Raw genomic sequence first — 21992 nt, 5'->3', positions numbered from 1 at the left:
GCCGGCGGCCAGCCGGCTGCGGCCCAGCGCCACCCAGGCGGCCACCGCGGTGGCTTGCGGCTCGCCCGCCGAGCGCTGCTCTGCATAGGGCAGCAGCACCTGTTCGAGCACCGCCGTGGTCGCCTTGCGATCGGTGGTACGCGAGAAATAGCCAGGCAAGGACCCGATGGCCGCCGGCCGCTGGGCCGGCGGCACCAGCGCCAGCGTGGCCCGCAGCGGCTGCACGGTTTCGGCGGTGCGATTCAACGCGACCAGCAACTGCACCTCGAAGCGGTGGGCGTCGATCGAGCCGGGCACGGCTTGGCGCCAGGCGCGTGCCGCATCGAGCGCCTGCTCGCCGGCCTGTGCCTGCAAAGCGACTTCGGTGGCGCGCCGGAACAGGCGCTCGTCGCGGGTCTTGCGGGCCGCATCCAGCAGGACCTGGTAGCTGGTACCGGCATCGCCCTGGCTGAGCTCCATCTCGCCGATCAGCAACTGGTAGAACAGCGGTGCGTCGAGGACCGAATTTTCCACCGGTGCCGCAGCGCCCGGCCCGGATGCCGGCGCTTCCGCCGGTGCAGGCTGGGCCCACGCCGTCGCGGCAAGAACGCTGGAGGCCGCGAGGGCCAGGACAGCGAATCGGAAAGGGGCCATGGACACTCCAAAGTCGAATTTCATTCTATGCATCCCCAGATAATGGCCCTATGCCCGAGTTGCCCGAAGTGGAAGTCACGCGCCTGAGCCTGGTCGATCGGCTGCGCGGCGCCGAGATCGCAGGGGTGCGTGTGGGCAAGCCGTTGCGCTGGCCGCTTGGCTGCGCGCCATCGACACTGGTCGGGCGGCGCCTGCTCGACGTCAACCGCCGCGGCAAGTACCTGTGGTTCGCACTGGGAGCGCGGCCCGGCGTCGCGGCCGATGACGGCGGGCTGCTGCTGCATCTCGGCATGTCGGGTTCGCTGAACCTGTCGATGCACGCCGATCCGCCCGGCCCCTGGGACCACTTCGACCTGGCGACCAGCCACGGCCTCCTGCGGCTGACGGACCCACGCCGCTTCGGCGCGGCCGTGTGGTCGTCCTCGCGCGACGAGGGCGCGGCCGGCAAGCTGCTGGCGGGACTGGGCGTGGAGCCGCTCGAGGCCGGCTTCACCGCCGCACTGCTGCACGCGCGCCTGCGAGGCCGTCGCGTCGCCGTCAAGCAGGCGCTGCTGGCCGGAGACATCGTGGTCGGCGTGGGCAACATCTACGCCTCGGAGGCGCTGTTTCTGGCGGGCATCGACCCGCGCACGCCGGGCCATCGCATCAGCCTCGCGCGCTGCGAGCGCCTCGTCGATGCCGTGCGTGCGGTGCTCGCCCGTGCCGTGGCGGTGGGCGGTTCGACGCTGCGCGACTTTCGGGACGCCCATGGTCTGGGCGGCGCCTTCCAGAACGAGGCCCGGGTCTACGGCCGCGAGGGCGAGCCCTGCACGACCTGCGGCGGCACGGTGCGCCGCATCGTCCAGGGACAGCGCTCGACCTACTTCTGCCCCCACTGCCAGCGTCGCTAGCTAGCGCGGTCGACGCAGCGGCCCGCTGTCACAAATGCACACGTCTTGAGCGGCGCGGGCGTGACGTGCTGACGACGGCGGCACGCCGGCGAGAAGGGCCCTGCGCTACCATCTTCCGCACAGAGAGCCCGCGTTGGAAAGTCACCCGTCCGCCTCGTTCGCCCACAGTGTCGACACCCTTGGTCACTGGCGCAGCACGCTGGAATCCAGGGTGCGGGAACTCGCCCGTTTCCTGCGCGAGCACGAGTTGCTCGACGAGCCCGCGACCGGCCTTCTCGAGTCGTTGCGCCAGCGGCTCGCGGGTGAGAAGCTCATCGTCGCCTTCGTCGCCGAGTTCTCGCGCGGCAAGTCGGAGCTGATCAACGCCATCTTCTTCGCCGACACCGGCCGCCGCATCCTGCCGGCAACGCCGGGCCGCACCACGATGTGCCCGGTGGAGATCGGCTATGAGGCCGACGAGCCGCCCGGCCTCGCGCTGCTGCCGATCGACACGCGCCTGCAGAGCCCCTCGCTCGCCGACCTGCGCCGCCAGCCCCGCGCCTGGCAGCTGACGCCGCTGGACATGGAGGACACCGAAGGTCTGGCGCAGGCGCTGACCCAGGTGACCCAGACCCGGTCGGTCAGCGTGACGATGGCGCGCGACCTCGGCTTCTGGAACGACGACGCGCCGGACGACAACCCGCCGCTCGACGAACAGGGATGCGTCGAGGTGCCGGCCTGGCGTCATGCGCTGATCAACCTGCCTCACCCTCTGCTCAAACGCGGCCTGGTCGTGCTGGACACGCCGGGCCTCAATGCCATCGGTGCCGAGCCCGAGCTCACCGTCGGCCTGCTGCCGGCGGCCCACGCCACCGTGTTCGTGCTGAGCGCCGACACCGGCGTCACCAAGTCCGACCTGGCCATCTGGCGCGACCACCTCGGCGTGCAGGGCGTGAGCCGCTATGTCGTGCTCAACAAGATCGACACACTGGTCGACCCGCTCAGCACGGCCGAGGAGACCGAGGCGCAGATCGAACGCCAGTGCAACGATGTGGCCCACACGCTCAACATGCCTCGCGAACGCGTGTTCCCGCTGTCGGCCAAGCAGGCCCTGGCGGCGCGCGTGGCCGGTGACGAGGCCGATCTCGTCGCAAGCCGCCTTCCCGCGCTCGAGGAGGCCCTGAGCGAACGGCTGCTACCCCAACGCCAGCAAATGCTGGCGCAGATCGGCGTCGAGGGCATCGCGATCGTCGAGCAGCAGGTCGGCCGGCGCCTGACCGACCGGCGCCGTCAGATCGCCGAGCAGTTGCTCGAGCTGCGCGGCCTGCGCGGCAAGAACGCCACCAAGGTCAAGCTGATGCTGACGCGCGTCGATGCCGAGGCGGCGGAGTTCGAACAGTGCATCTCGCGCCTGCAGGCGATGCGCGTGGTGCACACCCGCATGCTGAAGGACGCGCTGCTCGACCTGTCGAGCGACCGGCTGCGCGAGCACGTGGGCGAGATGCAGGAAGGCATCCGCAGCTCGCTGCTGCAGCTCGGTGCCAAGAAGGCCTTCATGACGCTGTGCGGCAAGCTGCGCGAGCGCATGAAGCGCGCCCAATCGCGCAGCGAAGAGATCCACTCGATGCTCGAGGCGTCGTTCGAGATGCTGAACACCGAATTCGGGTTCAGCCTGCTGGTCGCGCCCACGCCCGAACTCGGCCGCTTCATCGGCGACCTCGACCTGATCGAACGCAACTACGTGCAGTACCTGGGCTTGACCCAGGCACTCAAGCTCACGCAGGAGCGCTTCCTCGAGCAGTTCCGCCGCATGCTGGTGTCGCGGCTGCGCGTCGTCTTCGAGAGCGCCAGCGGCGAACTCGAGCTGTGGAACAAGACCGCGTCCACTCAGATCGACACCCAGTTGCGCGACCGTCGGCGGGGCTTCAAGCGCCGGCGCGAGGCACTCGAACGCATCCAGGCCGCCGCCGGCGAACTGGAGTCGCGCCTGAGCGAGCTCGAGAGCCAGGATGCGCGCCTGCAGCAGTTGCAGCAGCGCGTGACCGAGCTGGTCGAGGGTACCCGACTGCACGCCGATCCGCGCGGCGACCTGTCCGAGCGGGATACCGTCAGCACCAGCGAACTCCTCGACGACTCGATCGACCTGCTGCTCGACTTCGAGATCGATCCGGCCCGCGCTTGAGCGCCGTCGTGTCCCCACCGGCCCCGAGCGGCAGGACGCCGGCTTCCGCGCCCGACACCGGCGCAACCGCCACCACGGCCAGCCTGGCCGAGCGCGTGGTGACGTGGCAGCGCACCCAGGGTCGCCACGGACTGCCCTGGCAGCGCGAGCGCGATCCCTACCGCGTGTGGCTGTCGGAGATCATGCTGCAGCAGACCCAGGTCAGCACCGTGCTGACCTACTATGCCCGCTTTCTCGAACGCTTTCCGGATGTGGCCGCGCTGGCGCGCGCGGCGCTCGACGACGTGCTGGCCGCCTGGGCTGGCCTGGGCTACTACAGCCGCGCGCGCAATCTGCACCGCTGCGCCCAGGCGGTGATGGCCGAGCACGGCGGCCGCTTCCCGGCCAGCGCCGAGCAGCTCGCCACGCTGCCCGGCATCGGCCGATCGACCGCCGCCGCCATCGCCGCGTTCTGCTTCGGCGAGCGGGCCGCGATCCTCGACGGGAACGTGAAGCGCGTGTTGACGCGCGTCCTGGGCTTCAGCGCCGACCTCGCCGTCGCCCGCCACGAGCGCGGCCTGTGGGCGCGGGCCTGCGAGCTGCTGCCTCCGGCGTCGGCCGACATGCCGACCTACACCCAGGGGTTGATGGACCTGGGTGCACCGTCTGCCTGGCCCGCAAGCCGAACTGCCTGCTCTGCCCGCTTCAGGGCGACTGCGTGGCGCGACGTGAGGGCCGGCCCGAGGCCTACCCGGTGAAGACGCGCAAGCTCAAGCGCACCCGCCGCGAACACTGGTGGCTGTGGCTGGAGCACGCTGGCGCGGTGTGGCTGCAGAAACGCCCGGCGACCGGCGTGTGGGCCGGGCTGTGGAGCCTGCCGCTGCTCGACGACGAAGCCGCGCTCGGTGCGGTGGTGCAGCGCTGGCAGGTGCCGGTGGAGCCGCAGCCGCTGATCGAGCACGCACTGACCCACTTCGACTGGACGCTGCACCCGCGGCGCGCGGTGCTGGACAGCGCAGAGGGTGTCGAGGCCGCGCTGGGCCCCGGCCGCTGGATCGCGCTCGACGCCCTCGATACCGTGGGGCTGCCGGCGCCGCTGAAGAAGCTGCTCGCGGCGCGCTAACGCGCCAGCGCCTTCAGCGCGAGCTTGATGCCGTCGCTGACGCCCACCTCGGCTGGCAGCGCCTTGACCGCCGCCTGCGCCTCGCGCTCGCTGTAGCCCAGCGCGATCAGCGCCTGCAGGATGTCGGCCTGCGCGTCGCTGGCCGGCTTGCCGCCGATCGCGGGGCCCAGATCGGCACCGAGCTTGCCCTTCAGTTCGAGCAGCAGCCGTTCGGCGGTCTTCTTGCCGATACCCGGCACCTTGACGAGGCGGCTGGCGTCCTGCGCCGTCACCGCCTGCGCCAGATCACCCACCGTCAGACCGGACAGGATGGACAACGCGGTGCGCGGCCCGACACCCGAGATCTTGATCAGCATCCGGAAGGTTTCGCGCTCGGGCGCCGTGAGGAAGCCGAACAGGACCTGCGCGTCCTCTCGCACGACGAAGTGCGTCAGCAGCGTGACCTTCTCGCCGATGGCGGGAAGGTTGAAGAAACTGCTCATCGGCACGTCGACCTCGTAGCCGACGCCGCCGACGTCGATCAGCACCTGCGGCGGGGATTTCTCGGCCAGCAGGCCGGTGAGGCGACCGAGCATCCTAGGCTGCCGCGGCGGTCGCGGCGCACGGGTGCGCCGTCTTCAACGCCGGAACAGGCCGAGCCGCTGGGCCTCCAGGGCCACCTCGGCGCGCGAGCTCACGTTGAGCTTGCGGTAGATCTGCTTCACGTAGTCGGCGATGGTGTGGCGCGACAGGTTCAGCTGCACGCCGATCTCCGGCAGCGTGAAGCCCTTGGCCACGCGCAGCAGGACTTCGTTCTCGCGCTCGGTCAGCGTCACGCCCGGCATCAGCGGCGTCTTCTCGCGGAACTGGCTGCGCTGCTGGGCCGCGAAATACTGGATCACGCGGCGCGCGATCGACGGTGACAGCGGCGGCTCGCCGGCGCTGATGCGTCGCAGCTGGTCGGCCAGCTGTTCGCGGGACTGCTCCTTCAGCAGGTAGCCGAAGGCTCCTGCCTGCAGCGCGGGGAACAGGTGGTCGTCGTCGTCGTGGATCGTGACGACCACCGACTGCGCCTCGGGCTGGGCCTCGCGCAGCGCCGCCACCACCTCCACGCCCGAACCGTCGGGCAGGCCCAGATCGACCAATGCCAGATCGAAGCGCTGGGCGCTGATGTGCTCGCGCGCGTCGTGCACGCGGGCGGCCTCGGTGATCTGCGCCTGTGGAAACACCTGCAACGCAAGTGCCTTCAACCAGACACGGATCTCGGGCAGATCTTCCAGCAGCAGGATGTGGGTCATGTCACTCACCGTTTCATGGTAACAGTCTGAGCGCTGACGGCAAGGCCCGCAAGCGACCGGGCGCTGCTCACAGCGGAAGCGTGAGCCGGATCACGGTTCCATAGCCCGGGCCCGACTCGATCAGGCACTGGCCCTGCATCTGCTTGGCGCGTTGCTTCATGCTGGCCATGCCGTGGCCGCGGTCGAGGCGGCCGTCGAGTTCGAGCGGGATGCCGCGCCCGTTGTCTCGGATCACCAGCTGGAACTCGTCGCCGATGCGGCAGGTGACGGTCGCCCGCGAGGCGCCGCTGTGCTTGATGAGGTTGCTCGTGGCCTCGCGCAGCACGCGCGTCGTCTGCACATAGGAACGGGCCGCCAGGGTGCGCGGCGTGGTCGGCTCGGTGCTGTGCCACTCGATCTCGATGCCGGCATCGCCCAGCCGCGACACCGTCTCGGCACGCCAGTCGGCCAGCGCGTCGGTCAGCTGCACCGGCTTGCCGGCGATGCCACGCACCGACAGCCGCATCTCCTCGAGCGCCTCGCGCGCCAGCGTCGAGATACGCTCGTCGGTGCTGGTGTGGACGATAGTCAGCAGCTTGGCACCCAGGTCGTCGTGCAGGTCGGCGGCGATGCGCTTGCGCTCCTTCTCGGCCACCTGCTCCACCCGCACCTCGGCCAGGTGCGAGAAGTTGCGCTCGATCTCGGCCGAGATCTCGTAGACGCGCTGCTCGAGCTGCTGGCGCGCCGTCTCGGCGGCGGTCAGCGCGTTCGCGAAGGTCTGCACCAGCCGGAACGCCAGCACGCAGAACAGCAGCGGGATCGCGAAGTGGATGACATGGACATTGGGCAGCTTGAGGAAGCTGTCCTGCACACCGACCTCGATGCCGATCACCACCACGACCAGTGCGAGGATCGAGCCCAGCAGCCAGAACTCGCCGCGCCGCGTGCGCCACACGTGCGCGAGGCAGAAGCCGATCGCCGCGAACACCTCCAGCGCCAGCACGGAATAGCACAGCACCGCCCCTGAGAACAGCCGCTCCGGCCCGGCCAGCAACAGGCCGGCCGGCATCACCAGGCACTGGGTCCACAGGGCGATGTCGACGGCGCGCCACTTCATGCCGCAGTAGCGCAGCAGGAACAGCACCGCACACACCGACAGCGGGACGAAGGCGATGCAGCTCAGCAGTTCCAGCGTGCCGTTCGGCAGCGGGATGTCGCGCCACCAGATGCGAGCGCTCAGCAGCGCCCAGCCCAGCGACACCACGCCGAAGTACTTCAGGTGCGACACGCGCCGCACCCAGCCCAGCGCCAGCATCACCACGCCGATCATCACGAGCGTCGCCGCCACGATCTGCGCGAAGCTCACGTTCCAGAAGCGCTGGCGCTCATGCAGCTCGCGCAACTGCGAATAGGGCCCGATCAGCACCTCCGACAAGCCACCGGCACGCTGACGCCCCGCCACGCGCGGCAGCGGGTAGCCCACCACCTGGAGCGCCAGTTCGTTGCCAGCGGCATGCAGCAGACCGGCGGGCAGGCTGACCAGCTGCGACTGGTAGCAGTTGCGCGTGACCGGCTCGCGCAGGCTGCCACCGCGATAGAGCAACTGGCCATTGAGGTAGACCTCGAGGTTCGAGCACACCCGCGGGATGTAGGCGGCGAGCAAGGCGCCCGCAGCCTGCTGCGGCGCATCGAAGCGCAGCCGGTACCACTTGACCTGTTCGCCCGCCGGGCCCTGCGCCGACCAGTCGTCCGGGAGTGCCACGGTCTCGAAGCCGCCGCCGACCGGCGGCGCGAGCGTCAGCGACGGCACGCTGGCGACCTGGGCGCTGCGCAGCGTCAGCAGGTCCGTCGTCTGGGCGACCGTCGGAGCGGCGAACGGCAGGCCGCCGCACAGGCCCAGCCACAGCAGCAGAAACAGGCGCCCGGGCGCGGAGAGGTGGCGAAGCATGGGCGGCGATTGTGCAGGATGGTGCGCGGGGCGTGCCTGTCGCCGGCGCCCGGCCGCGCCACAATCGGGCTCCCCACGCGACCGCCCTGCCCGTGATCCTGCGCCACGCCTTCATCCCGCTCGACAACATCCGCCTCGCGCACCTGTGCGGCACGCTCGACGAGCACCTGCGTGCCATCGAGGCGGCCTTCAACGTCGGCATCACGCGCCGCAACGAGTCCTTCCGCATCGAAGGGGCCAAGGCGCAGGCCGAGCGCGCCACGGCGCTGCTGCAGTCGCTCTACGACCGCGCCAAGAAGCCCATCCCCCCGGAGAGCTTCCAGCTCGCGCTGGTCGAGGCCGCCCAGGGCGGCGGCGTCCGCGACGCGAACCCCGGCGACGGCGCCATCACGCTGCGCACCCGCCACGCCGACCTGGCCGGCCGCACCGGCAACCAGACCCAGTACCTGCGCCACATCCTCGACCACGACATCGCCTTCGGCATCGGCCCGGCCGGCACCGGCAAGACCTTCCTCGCCGTGGCCTGCGCGATCGATGCGCTGGAGCGCAGCGCAGTGCAGCGCATCGTCCTCACCCGGCCGGCCGTCGAGGCCGGCGAACGCCTGGGCTTCCTGCCCGGCGATCTGGCGCAGAAGGTCGACCCCTACCTGCGCCCGCTGTACGACGCGCTCTACGACCTGATGGGCTTCGAGCGCGTCACCAAGGCCTTCGAGAAAGGCACGATCGAGATCGCGCCGCTGGCCTTCATGCGCGGACGCACGCTGAACCACGCCTTCGTGATCCTCGACGAGGCACAGAACACCACCACCGAGCAGATGAAGATGTTCCTCACCCGCATCGGCTTCGGCAGCAAGGCCGTCGTCACCGGCGACGTGAGCCAGATCGACCTGCCCAAGGGCGTGGAGAGCGGCCTGATCGAGGCCGAGCGCGTGCTCCGGCGCGTCAAGGGCATCGCGATGACGCGTTTCACGTCGGCGGACGTGGTTCGCCACCCGCTGGTGGCCCGCATCGTCGAGGCCTACGAGACCGCGGCAAAGCCGGTGTCCTAGGATGAAGCGCCCCGCCCGTCCGGTGCTGAACCTGTCGCTGCAGTTCGCCGATGCAAGCCATCGGGCCCAGCTGCCGCGCCACAAGGTACTGCGCTGGATCCGCGCCGCACTGGACGTGCCGGCCGAGATCACGGTGCGCATCGTCGGAACCGACGAAGGCCGCGCGCTGAACCGCGACTACCGGCAGAAGGACTACGCCACCAACGTGCTGACCTTCGACTACGAGGCCGAGCCGGTGGTGGTGGCCGACCTGATCCTGTGCGCCCCGGTGGTCGAGCGCGAGGCCCGAGACGAGGGCCGCTCACTGGAAGCCACTACGCCCACCTGCTGGTGCACGGCACCCTGCATGCCCAGGGCCACGACCACGAGATCGAGGCCGAGGCGCAGGCGATGGAAACGCGCGAGACCGAGGTGCTGCGTGCGCTCGGCTACGCCGATCCCTACGCCTGAGCGCACTCCCGCCAGCCATGACCCTCGTCGTCTTCAGCTGCGTGCTGCTGATCGTCGCCACGACGCTGACGCACTACGAGGTGCTGAACCTGCTGACCCGCCTGCTCGACCGGCTGCACTGGCCGGGCCGGGCCAAGCTGATCGTCGCCGTGCTCGGCTGCTTCATCGGCCACGGCGCGGAGATCCTCCTCTACGGCGCCGGCTACTGGCTGCTGATCATCAGCGCCGGCCACGGGTCGCTGGGCGGCACCGCCACGCCCGACCTCGGCAGCGCACTCTATTTCTCGGCCGAGACCTACACCTCGCTGGGCTTCGGCGACGTGGTGCCGGCCGGCCCGGTGCGGCTGCTGGCCGGCGTCGAGGCGCTCAACGGCCTGCTGCTGATCGGCTGGTCCGCGTCCTTCCTGTACCTGGAGATGGAGCGCTTCTGGCGGCGACGCGAGCGCTGAGAGGGGGGGAGCAAGGCGTTGCGCCACGCTCACTGCTTCAGGATCGCCAGCCCCTTCAGGTACTCGCCCTCGGGGAAGTTCACCGTCGTCGGGTGGTCCGGCGCCGCCTCCAGCCGTTCGAGCAGGTAGCCGTCGACCCCGGCATCGAGTCCGGCGCCGGCGACGATCTTGTGGAACAGGGCGGCGTCGACACCGCCGGAACACGAGAACGTGAACAGCAGGCCGCCGGGCACCAGCAGCTTCAGCGCGAGGCGGTTGATGTCCTTGTAGGCGCGTGACGCGCGCTCGGCGTGCGCCGCCGTCGGCGCGAACTTCGGCGGGTCGAGCACGATGGCGTCGAAGCTCGCGCCGAGCTCGAGATGGCGCCGCAGCGTGCCGTTCACGTCGGCGTCCAGCGCCTCGTGCCGCGCCGCATCGAAGCCGTTCAGCTGCACGTGCTCGCTCGCCCGCGCCAGCGCCGGGCCGGACGAATCGACGCTGATCACCTGCTGCGCGCCGCCGGCCAGCGCGGCGACCGAGAAGCCGCCGGTGTAGCTGTAGCAGTTCAGCACGCGCCGGCAGCCGAACTGCCGCACCAGCTGCATGAAGCGCAGCCGGTTGTCGCGCTGGTCGAGGTAGTAGCCGGTCTTGTGGCCCTCCGCCACATCGACCTTCAGTTGCCAGCCGTGCTCGCGGATCGTGAGTTCGGTCGCGCCCTCGTCGGCAGCGGGCCGGCGCAGCCAGCCGGTCGCGCTCGGCAGGCCCTCGAGCTCGCGCACGTTGGCGTCGGAACGCTCGTACAGCCGCGCGCACCCGGTGGCCGCCAGCAGGGCCTCGGCGATGGCCGGCTTCCAGCGCTCGACGCCAGCGCCGAGGAACTGTGCGCTCAGCGTGTCGCCGTAGCGATCGACGATCAGCCCGGGCAGGCCGTCGGCTTCGCCATGCACCAGGCGCTGGGCGTCGCTGTCGATCGCCAACCGCGCACGCAGCGCGACCGCGCGCTCGACGCGCCGCGCGAACAGGCTCGCATCGACGCGCTCGGCCACATCGAAACTCCAGGCCCGCACGCGGATCTGCGACGCCGGGCTGTAGGCACCCCACGCGAGGAAGCTGCCGTCGTGGGCGTCGATCCGCACGGTCTCGCCCGGATCGGCTTTCCCGGAGGCGATGCTGCCCTCGAACACCCAGGGATGGCGGCGCAGCAGCGAGCGCTCCTTGCCGGCGCGCAGACGGATCGATTTCATGATCGGATTGTCGCGTGGGGCGGCGCGCGCCGGCGCCGCCGGCGACGCATCACGACTTCTTGCGCGCCCGCGGGTGGGCCGCGTCGTAGGCCTTGGCCAGGTGCTGGAAGTCGAGCTTGGTGTAGACCTGCGTGGTCGTGATGTTGGCGTGCCCCAGCAGCTCCTGCACAGCGCGCAGGTCGCCGCTGGACTGCAGCAGGTGCGAGGCATAGCTGTGCCGCAGCATGTGCGGGTGCACATGGGTCGCAGGCCGGCCTGGATGGCCCGCTCCTTCAGCCGCGTGCGCACCTGCGAGGCCGTCAGCCGCCGGCCGTGGCGGCTGACGAACAGCGCCGGCTCGTCGACCTGCGCCACGCTGCCGCGCTGCGCCAGCCAGTCGTCCAGCGCGGCGAGCGCCGCCCGGCCCACCGGCACGCTGCGCCGCTTGCTGCCCTTTCCGAGCACGTGCGCCTCGGCGTCGGCGCGGTCGATCCAGCCCAGCGCGCCACCGCCGGGCGTCACGTCCAGGCCCACCAGTTCGGCCACCCGCAGGCCGCAGCCATAGAGCAGTTCGACCAGGCAGCGGTCGCGCGCCTCGAGCCGCGCATCGCCGTCGACCTGCCGGTGATCGGCCAGTGCCACGGCATGGTCGACCGACAGCGCCTTCGGCAACGGCTTGGCCGCGCGAGGCGCCCGCAGCCCTTCGACCGGGTTCAGCGCCACCCGGCCTTCGTGCCCGAGCCAGCGGTACAGCCCGCGCCAGGCCGACAGCGCGATCGCGATGCTGCGCGGCGCCAGCCCGCCGGCATGCAACCGCGCCATCCAGTGGCGCACGTGGTGCGGCTGCACGGCACGCAGGGCTACGCCGTCGCGCTGCGCCGCTTCGCCGAGCCGCCGAAAGGCCTCCTCGTAGTTGAGCAGGGTCTTGGCCGACAGGCGGCGCTCGACGCGCAGGTGCTGGAGGTGCCCGACGACATCGGCGTCGAGCGGCAGCGGCGCGGCCGGTGTGCCATCCGGAGGCTCGCGGCGGGTGGCGACGGCGCTCCGGCGTCGGGCGGCCGCGGGCGCCGACGGCACGATGGGCCTCGTCAGTGCACCGGCAGCAGCCGGTGCAGGCCGGCGCTGGCCAGCTCGCCGATGCGCACCAGGAACTCGGTGCCCATGTCGGCGGTGTAGCGCGTCGGGTCGGGCGAGCCCAGCACCAGCATGCCGAAGGCCGGCGCGGACGGGTCGTGGCGCAGCGGCAGCATCGCGAGCGACACCACCGCGCCCGACTCGTCGAACCAGCCGGCGGCCTCGAATCCCGAGTTCACGCCGCAGTAGGGCTGCGTCAGGCTGGTCGCGAAGCTCTTCACCTCGTCGCTCACCGGGCGCGCAAAGGCCAGCGACTCGAAGGCATCGGCCGCGCCCCACACGCGGATGCCGGCCTGCGGGATCAGGAACTCGTGCTTCAGCTGCTCCACCAGCACGGTCGGCAGGTCGCTGGCGTTGCTGGTCAGCATGATCGAGCGTGTCCAGCGGTGCAGCTTGTCGGCGATCGCCACGTTCTCCTGGCCGTGGCGGATCATCTCGACCAGCCGCATCTCGAGGCCGCGGATCTTCTCGCGCAGCATCTCCATCTGGCGCTCCTGCAGCGAGACCGCTCGGTTGCCGTGCGGGCTGGTGAGCTGCACGCTGGCCAGCGTGTCGGCATGGCGCTCGAAGAAGCCAGGCGTCTGCTGCAGGAAACTCGCGATGTCGTCCTCGGTAATGCCTTGCGTGCTCATCTGGGTCAGTCTCCCTGTTCCGGTAAATCGATCTCGCCGACGTACACGCTCTCGGCGGGGCCGGTCATCCACACCGGCGCGTCGCTGCGGCCGGCCCATTCGATCGTCAGTTCGCCGCCGCGCGTGTCCACGTCGACCGGCGTGCCGGCGCGCAGCCAGCCGAGGCGGATGCCCGCCACCACCGCGGCGCAGGCACCGGTGCCGCAGGCCAGCGTCTCGCCGGCGCCGCGCTCGTACACGCGCAGCCTCACATGGGTATCGCTCAGCACCTGCAGGAAGCCGGCGTTCACGCGCTGCGGGAAACGCGTGTGGCGCTCGACGAGCGGGCCCAGTTCGGCCACCGGCGCCTCGTCGACGCCCCCGCTGCCGAACTGCGCCACGTTCATCACCGCATGCGGGTTGCCCATCGACACCACCGCAGCCTCCACCGTGCGGTCCGCCGCGTCCAGCGGCCACAGCGCAAAGCCGTTCAGCTCGCGCGGCTGCAGGCCGGCGGCGTCGAACGGTACGCGGGCGGGCTCGAACACCGGCGCACCCATGTCCACGGTGACGCGGCCGTCCACCAGCCAGCGCGGTTCGATCACGCCGCCGGCGGTGCGCACGCGGATCGCGCTCTTCTTCGTGAGGCCGGCCTCGCGCACGTAGCGCACGAAGCAGCGCGCCCCGTTGCCGCATTGCTCGACCTCGCTGCCGTCGGCATTGACGATGCGGTAGGTGAAGTCGATGCCGGGCTCGTCGCTCGCGCCGACGATCAGGACCTGATCCGCGCCGACGCCGAAGCGCCGGTCGGCCAGATAGCGGTACTGCGCCGGGCTCAGCGTCAGCGGCTCTCGGGTGGCGTCGAGCACGACGAAGTCGTTGCCCGCGCCCTGCATCTTGGTGAACCGCAGCTTCATGATGACGGGATTATCGACCCCTCCCGTGCCGCCAGCCGACAATGAGGCGTCCTCGATCCCGGCTCCGCGCCGCCCCTCCGTGCCCACGACCCCGATCCCTCCCGCCGCTGCGGCCCGGCCGCCCGCGGCGGAACCGCGCACGCAGTTCTTCGACGAGGCGCGCGCCGCCCTCGCCGACCACCGCCTCGTCAAGATGGTGCTGGCCGGCCCGCGCGGGCCCCGGCCCGACCTGCAGCGCGTGCTGGTGCGGCCGCTCACGCTGAAGGGCCGCGCCTGCCTGTCGCTGACCTACAACCACCGCACGAAGGACGTGACGAAGAACCTGCCGGTCGAGGAGGGCCTGTCCACGGTGGCCGAGCTGATCGACAGCGCCTTCGACAACCTGCACCTGCTGACCCCCGACGGCGAACTGCAGCTCGCCATCAGCCGCAAGGGCAAGGCCACGCTGCGGCGCAGCCGCAAGCCCGCCGCGCCGGCCGATGCCGCCGCCGAGAACCCGGAACAGCCCTCCGCCCTGGCGAACGGCGGGTCCGACGCGCCGACGGCCGCACCGCCTTCGCACGACCGCGAGAAGCACCGCTACGTCGACCCGCAGCAGCCCTTCCTCGTCGCCCTGGGCGTCACCGACGCCCAGCACCGCGTGGTGCCGGCCATGGCACGCAAGTGGAAGCAGATCAACAAGTTCATCGAGGTGCTGGCCCACGCGCTGGCGTCGGCCCCGTCGCTCGCGCAGGCTCAGGGTGAGCAGCCGCTGCAGGTGCTGGACTTCGGTGCCGGCAAGGGCTACCTCACCTTCGCGGTGCACGACCACCTGCGCCGCACGCTGCACCGCCCGGTCCGGGTCACCGGCGTCGACCTGAAGGACGACATGGTCGCTCTGGGCAACGCCACCGCGCAGCAGCTCGGCCTGGACGGCCTGTCCTTCGAGCTGGGCGACGTGCGCAGCTACGCGGCCCGGCCGGTCGACATCATGATCGCGCTGCACGCCTGCGACATCGCCACCGATCACGCGATGCACATGGGCATCCGCTCGGGCGCGCGCATCATCATGTGCTCGCCTTGCTGCCACAAGCAGCTGCGCCCGCAGCTGCGCAGCCCCACGCTGCTGCTGCCGCTGCTGCGGCACGGCATCCACCTCGGCCAGGAGGCCGAGATGCTGACCGACGGCCTGCGCGCGCTGCTGCTGGAGGCCGAGGGCTACGACACCCAGGTGTTCGAGTTCACCTCGCTCGAGCACACCCAGAAGAACAAGATGATCCTGGCGGTGAAGCGCGAGCACCCGAGGGCCGCCGAACCGCTGCGCGAGCAGGTGCGCGCGCTGAAGGACTACTACGGCGTCCAGGAGCAATGCCTGGAGACGCTGCTGGCGACCGACCGCGCGGAGGCCGCGCCGCAACCCGGCATCGCCGGCTGAACGGCCCGCAGCGGCGCGCCGCTACAGCAGACCCTCCGCCAGCGAACGCGTCACCTCGGCGGCCGGCAACGCGAGGCAGCCGCTCGCGTTCTGCCCCGACCACAGCGGCGAGAAGTCGCCGCTGCCCTGCTTCTCGGCGTGTGCGCGCAGCGGCGCGATCGCCGCGGTGGCCAGCGGGAACGCGGGCGCGGCCGGGTTCATCGGCCCCAGCTCGCGCATCACACGGTTGACGATGCCGCGCGCGGGCCGGCCGGTGAACAGGCGCGTGAGGGCCGTGTGGCGCGCAGCGTCGCTCTGCAGCGCGGCGCGGTGCAGCGCGCTGGTGGTCGCTTCCGGGCACAGCAGGTAGGCCGTGCCCACCTGCACGCCGGCCGCGCCCAGGGCCAGCGCTGCGGCCACGCCGTTCGCATCGGCAATGCCGCCGGCCGCGATCACCGGCACGCGCACCGCCCGCACCACCTGGGGCAGCAGCGCGAAGGTCCCGAGCTGGGCGCTCAGGTCGTCGGACAGGAAGTGGCCGCGGTGGCCGCCGGCCTCCAGGCCCTGGGCGATGACGGCGTCGACCCCGTGGTCCTCGAGCCAGCGCGCCTCGTCGACCGTGGTGGCCGACGCCAGCAGCTTCGCGCCCCAGCGCCGCACGCGCACCAGCAGCTCGGCCGACGGGAGCCCGAAGTGGAAGCTCACCACCGGCGGCTCGAACTCGGCCAGCAGCTCCGCCTCCTCGGCACCGAACGCGCGTCGCCCCGGGCCCGGCGGGATGGCCGAGGCGTCGATACCGAACTCGCGGTAGTACGGCGCCAGCGTGGCCCGCCAGTTCGCCTCGCGCTCGCTGCTGGGCACGGGCGGTGCATGGCAGAAGAAGTTGACGTTGTAGGGGCGTGCGGTCCGTTCGCGGATCGCGGCCAGCTCGCTGCGCAGCGCGTCGGCGCCCAGCATCGCGGCCGGCAGCGAGCCCAGCCCGCCGGCGTTGCTGACGGCGACGGTCATCGCACCGACCTGCACGCCAGCCATCGGCGCCTGGATGATCGGCAGCTCGGTGCCGAGCAGGGCGAGCAGTTGGGAGGTGGCAGCGCTGGACATGGTGTCTCCTTGCGGCGGTAGGCGGTGGGCGCTCGGCCGCACGCGCGTCGGGTGGCGCCGTGGTGCGGGAGAAAGCGGCCCCTCAGTGAGTCTGCAGGAAGCGCAGCACGCGATCGTTGATCGCATCGGGCCGCTCGACCCAGAAGAAGTGGCCCACGCCGTCGATGCGGTCGACCTCGGAGCCCGGGCCCAGTTGGCCGAGCATGGCCTCGGCCGCCGCCGCGTCGAGCGCGATGCAGCCGTCGTCGTTGCCGTGCAGGTAGAGCGTGGGCTGCGGCACCGGCCGGCCCAGCACCGCGGCATGCTCGTCGGCCCAGGCCGGCGTGCCGAAGCGCTGCGGAGCGAAGAAGTCGCGGTAGTAGCCCAGCGCCGCGTGCAGGTGGGCCGGGTCGCGCAGGCAGGCCTTCACGTGCGCCATCTCCGCCGCAGGCTCGTGGCCCGGCGACCAGTCGCGCCACAACTGCTCGAGGAAGGCCAGGTCGTTCGCGGCCACCCAGCGTTCGGCGATGTCCATCTGGAACAGCCAGAAGTAGAACGAGCGCTTGAGCTGCGGGTAGCGCGACGCGATCGCCCCGAACACGCGGAAGTGCGGCACGCTGCCGATCACCGCGCGGCGCCAGCGCGCGGGCTCGGCGGCCAGCGCACCGTAGGCGGCGAAGGCACCCAGTCGTGGGCGATCAGCACGGCGTCACCGGCGCCGCCCAGCGCCCGGTGCAGCGCGTTGGGATCGTTCGCCAGCGCGCGGCTCGAGAAGTCGCCGTCGGCCGGCACCCCGGTCGGCGCATAGCCGCGCATGAAGGGCGCCACGGCGCGGTAGCCGGCCCGGGCCAGGCGCGGCAGCAGATGGCGGTAGGTCCAGGGCGAATCGGGAAATCCGTGCAGGCACAGTGCCAGTGGCCCGCTGCCGGCCTCGAGATAGTGGAACTGCAGGCCGGCGGCGCGCACGCTGCCGCGCCGGAATTCCGAGGCTGCCTGTTCGTCCATTGCGTTCTCCTTCCCGGCGACCACGGATGCGCTTCCCGGGCCCCGACGTTCAGCGGAAGGCCGCTTCCATCTCGCGGCGGAACTGAACCGCCTCGCTGCGGGCATCGAACTCCACGTCGTTCCATCCGACCGGCCGCCCGTCGGCGATGTCGCGCTTGAGCCTGACCTTGTGCGCCAGCCCCAGCGGCAGGTAGCCGCCGGCCAGCGAGGCGGCCGCCGGCATCAGCTTGCCGTAGACGGTGTAGCCGCCCTCGCCGTCGAGCACCTCTCCGGCACGCAGCGCGCGCTTGGCGGTCGCCACCACGTCGCCGCGCCAGCCAGTGGCCGCGCCGGTCGCCTCGCGGCGCAGGCCGGCGCTGGCCACGCTGATGCCGAGTTCCAGGCCGATCAGGTGGAAGGGCTTGTACATCGACGAGTACTCGCCGCTTGGGTCGGTGACAAGGCCGTACTCCTTGAAGCAGCGGCGCACGTACTCGCTGTCGGCCGCGAAGGTGACGTAGACGCCCCAGCGCAGATCGCGGAACACCGGGCGGCCGTCGCGCTCCAGCGAGGAGATCACCTCCACCTGGCCGCGGTGCTGCAGCAGGCCGCCGTCGGCGCGCGGCTTGAGCAGGCGCGCCAGGTCATCCACGCCGCAGGGCGGGAAGGCCAGCCCGTCGTCGGCCGGTGTCAGGCCGCAGGCGTTGGACACCGCGGCCATCTCGATGGCGCTCTTGGTGCCGTCGAGGAAGCTGTTGAACATCTGCGCGTTCATGCCGCCCGCCCTGGCGTCGTCGGCGCTCAGGCCGTAGTGGTTCCACACCGTATCGGGCGTGCTGGCGTGGTAGCTCGGCAGGTACTTGGTGCCCTTGCCGGCGGCCACCACCTGGAAGCCCGCAGTGCGCGCCCAGTCGACCATCTCGCAGATCAGCGCCGGCTGGTCGCCGTAGGCCAGCGAGTAGACGATGCCGGCCTCGCGCGCCTTGCGCGCCAGCAGCGGGCCGGCCAGCGCGTCGGCCTCCACGTTGACCATCACGATGTGCTTGCCGTGCCGGCAGCACGCCAGCACGTGGGCAATGCCGGCGGCCGGCGAGCCGGTGGCGTCGATCACCACCTCGACCGCGTCGCTGGCGATCACGGCCGGCGTGTCGTCGGTGAGGCAGGTGCTGCCGCTGCGATGGGCGTCGTCCAGGGTCTTCGCGCCGAGCCGGTCCTCGTCCCAGCCCACCGACAGCAGCGCCGCCTTCGCGCGTGCCGGGCTCAGGTCGGACACCGCCACCAGGTGCAGTCCGGGGGTGCGGCGCACCTGGCTCAGGAACATGGAGCCGAACTTGCCGGCGCCGATCAGGGCCACCCGCAGCGGGCGGCCGTCGGCGGCGCGCTGCGCGAGCATGGCGTGAAGGTTCATGGGGCGTCTCCTGTCGAGGGTGTAGCGGGTGGAGCGCGCTCCGTCGGGGAAGTTCAGCCGCCGTACAGCGGCGCCTCGCCGGGCGGACGCGTCTTGAAGCGCTTGTGGACCCAAAGATACTGCGCCGCGTGCTCGCGGATGCGCTCCTCGATCCAGCGGTTCATGCGCAGGGTGTCGGCCTCGGCATCAACGGTCGGGAAGTCGTCCCAGGGCTCGAAGAAGCGCACCCGGTAGCCGCGTCCGCCGGGCAGCATGTAGGCGATGACCGGCTGCACCTTCATGCCCAGCAGCCGCGCCATGCGCGACGGCGCCAGCAGCGTGGCCGCCGGCACGCCGAAGAAGGGCACGAAGGCCGCATCCTTGGCGCCGAAATCCATGTCGGGCAGGTTGAAGAAGCCCATGCCGTCCTTGATGGCGCGCATCAGCGGCTTGGCGGTCTCGTTGCGCGCGAAGATCCTGGCGTTGCCGTAGCGCAGCCGGGCGCGTCGCAGCGCTGCGTCGAACACCTTGTTGCTCTGCGCCTGGTAGATGGAACAGCCGGGCCGCGCCACGAACAGCTGCACCGCGGCGCCGGCCACGTCGAGGCCCATGAAGTGCGGCACCAGCCACATCACCGGGCCGTCGTGGGTATCGGCGAAGCTGGCCGGCCCCTCGATGTGCATCAAGCGACGCAGGCGGGCCGGCGAGGCATACCAGAGCAGGCCGCGCTCGAGCAGGCTGCGGCCCAGCCACTGGAAATGCTCGCGCGCCAGCGCCTGGCGCTGGTCTTCGGTCCAGGCCGGGAAACACAGCGCGAGGTTGCGCAGCGCGATGCGCCGGCGCGACCCGGCCACGTGCCACAGCAGCCGCCCGAGGCCGCGGCCCAGCGCGGCGAGGATCGGCAAGGGCAGCCAGTGCAGCAGCCACAGCAGGAAGAGAACGAGGCGCATGTCAGTCGTCGGCGCCGGCGACACCGCCGGAGCGTGGTTGCTTGTAGCGGTGGTAGCCCCACAGGTATTGCTGCGGGCACTGGCGGATCAGGCCTTCCATCGCGCGGTTGATGGCCGCGGCGGCCTCGGCCGGATCGGCGGGCAGCGGCTCGCCGAGCTCGCTGACGCGCACCCGGTAGCCAGCGCCGCCGGGCAGGCGCTCGCCCCAGATCAGCAGCAGCGCCGCACCGTCTGCTGCACCAGGCGCGCGGCCAGAGTCATCGTATAGGCCGGCTGGCCGAAGAACGGCGCCCACACGCCCAGGCCCTCGGGCGGTACCTGGTCGGGCAGCAGGCCGACGACCTCGCCTCGCTTGAGCGCGCGGATCATCTGGCGCACGCCACCCAGCGTGGCGGGCGCGGCATCGAGCCCGGGCCGGCGGCGCGCCGCCTCGACCAGCGGGCGCAGCCAGGGCTTGCGCGCCGGGCGGTAGAGCACCGTCATTGCGCCGCGGCCGGCGCCGTAGTGCTCGGCATACGACTGCCCCACGACCTCGAAGCAGCCGAGGTGGGGCGTCAGCATCACCAGCCCGCGACCGGCGGCCTGGGCCCGTTCGATCAGTTCGCCGCCCTGCCACTGCACCGTCATCGGCAGCGCGGCCTCGGGTGGGCGGGCCCACAGCGGCGGCAGCTCGGTGAGCATGCGGCCGGCCGCGCCGATGGCCTGCCGCGCCTGCGGCCACGGCACGCCGGCGAGCGCCACGTGGCGCGGAAGCGGCGCCGGTAGTCGCCCGAGGCGGCATAGACCAGCCAGCCGATCGGCGCGCCGAGGCCGTGCAGCAGCCACAGCGGCCAGCCGGACAGCACGCGCATCAGGGTCGTCAGGAATCGGCTCATCGAGGGTCGTTAGAATTGTGGCGTCGCCGAGTTACGGAACTACTTGCGGGGCGATTGCAGGGCCGGTCGGGTCTGCCGGGTCGAAGGACCCAACAAACCGCTAAAGCGTTCGCCGCTCCTCCCGACCCGGGCCCGGCAACGCGAGTTGCAATGGATCGATTGATGGAGTTTAAGAGTGGCCAACGACTTCCTTTTCACCTCTGAGTCCGTCTCCGAAGGGCACCCCGACAAGGTGGCCGACCAGATCTCGGACGCCATCCTCGATGCGATCTTCGCGCAGGACCCGCGCTCGCGCGTGGCGGCCGAGACGCTGACCAACACCGGCCTCGTGGTGCTGGCCGGCGAGATCACGACCAACGCGCACGTCGACTACATCCAGGTCGCGCGCGACACGATCAAGCGCATCGGCTACGACAACACCGAGTACGGCATCGACTACAAGGGCTGCGCGGTGCTGGTGGCCTACGACAAGCAGAGCAATGACATCGCGCAGGGCGTCGACCAGGCCAGCGACGACCACCTGAACACCGGCGCCGGCGACCAGGGCCTGATGTTCGGCTACGCCTGCGACGAGACGCCCGAGCTGATGCCCGCGCCGATCTACTATGCGCACCGCCTCGTCGAGCGTCAGGCGCAGCTGCGCAAGGACGGCCGCCTGCCCTTCCTGCGGCCCGACGCGAAGAGCCAGGTGACGATGCGCTACGTGGACGGCAAGCCGCACAGCATCGACACCGTGGTGCTGTCCACCCAGCACAGCCCCGACCAGAGCGAGACCGCGAAGAAGATGAAGCCTCGTTCACCGAGGCCATCATCGAAGAGATCATCAAGCCGGTGCTGCCCAAGGAATGGCTGAAGGACACCAAGTACCTGATCAACCCGACCGGCCGCTTCGTCATCGGCGGCCCCCAGGGTGACTGCGGCCTGACCGGCCGCAAGATCATCGTCGACACCTATGGCGGCGCCTGCCCGCACGGCGGCGGTGCGTTCTCCGGCAAGGACCCGACCAAGGTCGACCGCTCGGCCGCCTATGCCGCGCGCTACGTGGCCAAGAACATCGTCGCCGCCGGCCTGGCGCGGCAGTGCCAGATCCAGGTGGCCTACGCGATCGGCGTGGCGCGGCCGATGAACATCACGGTCTACACCGAAGGCACCGGCGTGATCCCCGACGACCAGCTCGCCAGGCTGGTGGCCGAGCACTTCGACCTGCGCCCCAAGGGCATCATCCAGATGCTCGATCTGCTGCGCCCGATCTACGAGAAGACCGCAGCCTACGGCCACTTCGGCCGCGAAGAACCCGAGTTCAGCTGGGAGAAGACCGACAAGGCGAACGCGCTGCGAGCAGCGGCCGGGCGTTGAGCCCGGCAGGCGCGTAGCGCCTCGTTCGCCTTGGGGCGAAGTTCATGTCGCGCAACGACGTGAACGCAGACCACAAAGCTGCGGCGCAGGCTCACTTCGCGCCAGCGAAGTGAAGCGCCTCCAGGCCCGTGCCGCAGCCAGAAGAATCCTCGGCGCAGCCGCTGA

Annotated in this window: 16 protein-coding genes and 6 pseudogenes; 8 read left to right on the top strand and 14 right to left on the bottom strand. The window is 71.1% G+C overall.

Annotation, left to right across the window (positions count from 1 at the left end; translation table 11 throughout):
* Positions 1–513, bottom strand: a pseudogene (locus tag Y694_RS05685) (hypothetical protein); the annotation flags it as partial.
* 170 nt (positions 514–683) lie between these two features.
* Between Y694_RS05685 and mutM the strand changes: the two are divergent.
* The 3 genes and pseudogenes from mutM to mutY all read left to right on the top strand — a co-directional run bounded on the left by mutM (position 684) and on the right by mutY (position 4786).
* On the top strand, positions 684–1523 hold the full coding sequence (gene mutM, locus Y694_RS05680; protein WP_036230635.1) for a bifunctional DNA-formamidopyrimidine glycosylase/DNA-(apurinic or apyrimidinic site) lyase: 840 nt from the start codon (positions 684–686) through the stop codon (positions 1521–1523).
* Between the two features lie 133 nt (positions 1524–1656).
* Positions 1657–3684 carry a dynamin family protein gene (locus Y694_RS05675; protein WP_036230632.1) on the top strand — a complete coding sequence of 676 codons (2028 nt, stop codon included), beginning with the start codon at positions 1657–1659 and terminating at the stop codon, positions 3682–3684.
* A gap of 8 nt (positions 3685–3692) precedes the next feature.
* A pseudogene (gene mutY, locus Y694_RS05670) lies at positions 3693–4786 on the top strand (A/G-specific adenine glycosylase).
* Here mutY and ruvA read toward each other — a convergent pair.
* The 3 genes from ruvA to Y694_RS05655 all read right to left on the bottom strand — a co-directional run bounded on the left by ruvA (position 4783) and on the right by Y694_RS05655 (position 7990).
* On the bottom strand, positions 4783–5361 hold the full coding sequence (gene ruvA / locus Y694_RS05665; protein ID WP_011830812.1) for a Holliday junction branch migration protein RuvA: 579 nt from the start codon (positions 5359–5361) through the stop codon (positions 4783–4785). The pseudogene mutY and the gene ruvA overlap by 4 nt on opposite strands.
* A gap of 42 nt (positions 5362–5403) precedes the next feature.
* A complete protein-coding gene (locus tag Y694_RS05660; protein WP_011830813.1) occupies positions 5404–6063 on the bottom strand; it encodes a response regulator transcription factor in 660 nt (219 codons plus the stop codon).
* A 67-nt stretch (positions 6064–6130) separates the two neighbouring features.
* Complete coding sequence (locus Y694_RS05655) at positions 6131–7990, bottom strand: sensor histidine kinase (RefSeq protein WP_036230625.1); 1860 nt, start codon at positions 7988–7990, stop codon at positions 6131–6133.
* A gap of 92 nt (positions 7991–8082) precedes the next feature.
* On the opposite strand from Y694_RS05655, the gene Y694_RS05650 reads away from it, so the two are divergent.
* From Y694_RS05650 to Y694_RS05640, 3 genes and pseudogenes are all read left to right on the top strand, one after another.
* Entirely contained in the window at positions 8083–9039 is a 957-nt protein-coding gene (locus Y694_RS05650) for a PhoH family protein (protein WP_036230623.1), read from the top strand.
* A 1-nt stretch (position 9040) separates the two neighbouring features.
* Positions 9041–9489 (top strand): annotated as a pseudogene (gene ybeY / locus Y694_RS05645) (rRNA maturation RNase YbeY).
* A 17-nt stretch (positions 9490–9506) separates the two neighbouring features.
* Positions 9507–9938 carry a potassium channel family protein gene (locus Y694_RS05640; RefSeq protein WP_036230622.1) on the top strand — a complete coding sequence of 144 codons (432 nt, stop codon included), beginning with the start codon at positions 9507–9509 and terminating at the stop codon, positions 9936–9938.
* Between the two features lie 29 nt (positions 9939–9967).
* On the opposite strand, the gene Y694_RS05635 is transcribed toward Y694_RS05640, so the two are convergent.
* The 4 genes and pseudogenes from Y694_RS05635 to dapF all read right to left on the bottom strand — a co-directional run bounded on the left by Y694_RS05635 (position 9968) and on the right by dapF (position 13802).
* Entirely contained in the window at positions 9968–11161 is a 1194-nt protein-coding gene (locus Y694_RS05635) for a class I SAM-dependent rRNA methyltransferase (protein WP_011830818.1), read from the bottom strand.
* Between the two features lie 49 nt (positions 11162–11210).
* Positions 11211–12133 (bottom strand): annotated as a pseudogene (locus tag Y694_RS23185) (tyrosine recombinase XerC).
* Positions 12134–12228: 95 nt separating this feature from the next.
* Positions 12229–12906 (bottom strand): DUF484 family protein, encoded by a 678-nt coding sequence (locus tag Y694_RS05630; protein WP_036230620.1) that lies wholly within the window; start codon positions 12904–12906, stop codon positions 12229–12231.
* Between the two features lie 5 nt (positions 12907–12911).
* Entirely contained in the window at positions 12912–13802 is an 891-nt protein-coding gene (gene dapF, locus Y694_RS05625; protein ID WP_036230618.1) for a diaminopimelate epimerase, read from the bottom strand.
* Between the two features lie 79 nt (positions 13803–13881).
* Between dapF and Y694_RS05620 the strand changes: the two genes are divergently transcribed.
* Positions 13882–15216, top strand: a complete 1335-nt coding sequence (locus Y694_RS05620) for an SAM-dependent methyltransferase (RefSeq protein ID WP_036230617.1) — start codon at positions 13882–13884, stop codon at positions 15214–15216.
* Positions 15217–15237: 21 nt separating this feature from the next.
* Here Y694_RS05620 and Y694_RS05615 read toward each other — a convergent pair whose 3' ends face one another.
* The 6 genes and pseudogenes from Y694_RS05615 to Y694_RS05595 form a co-directional block, all read right to left on the bottom strand.
* Positions 15238–16296 (bottom strand): nitronate monooxygenase family protein, encoded by a 1059-nt coding sequence (locus Y694_RS05615; RefSeq protein ID WP_036230614.1) that lies wholly within the window; start codon positions 16294–16296, stop codon positions 15238–15240.
* An 82-nt stretch (positions 16297–16378) separates the two neighbouring features.
* Positions 16379–16903 (bottom strand): alpha/beta fold hydrolase, encoded by a 525-nt coding sequence (locus tag Y694_RS24720; RefSeq protein WP_197028741.1) that lies wholly within the window; start codon positions 16901–16903, stop codon positions 16379–16381.
* Positions 16900–17280: an alpha/beta fold hydrolase gene (locus Y694_RS24715; RefSeq protein ID WP_197028740.1), complete on the bottom strand. Its 381-nt coding sequence runs from the start codon at positions 17278–17280 to the stop codon at positions 16900–16902. Before Y694_RS24715 ends, Y694_RS24720 begins: the two co-directional genes overlap by 4 nt.
* A gap of 49 nt (positions 17281–17329) precedes the next feature.
* Positions 17330–18667, bottom strand: a complete 1338-nt coding sequence (locus Y694_RS05605; protein ID WP_036230611.1) for an NAD(P)H-dependent oxidoreductase — start codon at positions 18665–18667, stop codon at positions 17330–17332.
* 53 nt (positions 18668–18720) lie between these two features.
* Positions 18721–19596: a lipid A biosynthesis acyltransferase gene (locus Y694_RS05600; RefSeq protein ID WP_036230608.1), complete on the bottom strand. Its 876-nt coding sequence runs from the start codon at positions 19594–19596 to the stop codon at positions 18721–18723.
* A 1-nt stretch (position 19597) separates the two neighbouring features.
* Positions 19598–20471 (bottom strand): annotated as a pseudogene (locus Y694_RS05595) (lysophospholipid acyltransferase family protein).
* A gap of 175 nt (positions 20472–20646) precedes the next feature.
* On the opposite strand from Y694_RS05595, the pseudogene metK reads away from it, so the two are divergent.
* Positions 20647–21827 (top strand): annotated as a pseudogene (metK, locus tag Y694_RS05590) (methionine adenosyltransferase).
* Positions 21828–21992 lie beyond the last annotated feature (165 nt).

The sequence above is a fragment of the Methylibium sp. T29-B genome (assembly GCF_000576225.1).
In the GTDB taxonomy this organism is placed as follows: domain Bacteria; phylum Pseudomonadota; class Gammaproteobacteria; order Burkholderiales; family Burkholderiaceae_C; genus Methylibium; species Methylibium petroleiphilum.
The sequence above is the reverse complement of the archived record's forward strand: the minus strand, read 5'-3'. Positions and strand labels throughout refer to the sequence as shown.

What these genes read in the sequence shown, in the direction of transcription:
- mutM (WP_036230635.1), top strand. Translation starts at nt 684, where the DNA reads ATGCCCGAGTTGCCCGAAGTGGAAGTCACGCGCCTGAGCCTGGTCGAT.
- ruvA (WP_011830812.1), bottom strand. Translation starts at nt 5,361, where the DNA reads ATGCTCGGTCGCCTCACCGGCCTGCTGGCCGAGAAATCCCCGCCGCAG.
- Y694_RS05660 (WP_011830813.1), bottom strand. Translation starts at nt 6,063, where the DNA reads ATGACCCACATCCTGCTGCTGGAAGATCTGCCCGAGATCCGTGTCTGG.
- Y694_RS05655 (WP_036230625.1), bottom strand. Translation starts at nt 7,990, where the DNA reads ATGCTTCGCCACCTCTCCGCGCCCGGGCGCCTGTTTCTGCTGCTGTGG.
- Y694_RS05640 (WP_036230622.1), top strand. Translation starts at nt 9,507, where the DNA reads ATGACCCTCGTCGTCTTCAGCTGCGTGCTGCTGATCGTCGCCACGACG.
- Y694_RS05635 (WP_011830818.1), bottom strand. Translation starts at nt 11,161, where the DNA reads ATGAAATCGATCCGTCTGCGCGCCGGCAAGGAGCGCTCGCTGCTGCGC.
- Y694_RS05630 (WP_036230620.1), bottom strand. Translation starts at nt 12,906, where the DNA reads ATGAGCACGCAAGGCATTACCGAGGACGACATCGCGAGTTTCCTGCAG.
- dapF (WP_036230618.1), bottom strand. Translation starts at nt 13,802, where the DNA reads ATGAAGCTGCGGTTCACCAAGATGCAGGGCGCGGGCAACGACTTCGTC.
- Y694_RS05615 (WP_036230614.1), bottom strand. Translation starts at nt 16,296, where the DNA reads ATGTCCAGCGCTGCCACCTCCCAACTGCTCGCCCTGCTCGGCACCGAG.
- Y694_RS24715 (WP_197028740.1), bottom strand. Translation starts at nt 17,280, where the DNA reads ATGGACGAACAGGCAGCCTCGGAATTCCGGCGCGGCAGCGTGCGCGCC.
- Y694_RS05605 (WP_036230611.1), bottom strand. Translation starts at nt 18,667, where the DNA reads ATGAACCTTCACGCCATGCTCGCGCAGCGCGCCGCCGACGGCCGCCCG.
- Y694_RS05600 (WP_036230608.1), bottom strand. Translation starts at nt 19,596, where the DNA reads ATGCGCCTCGTTCTCTTCCTGCTGTGGCTGCTGCACTGGCTGCCCTTG.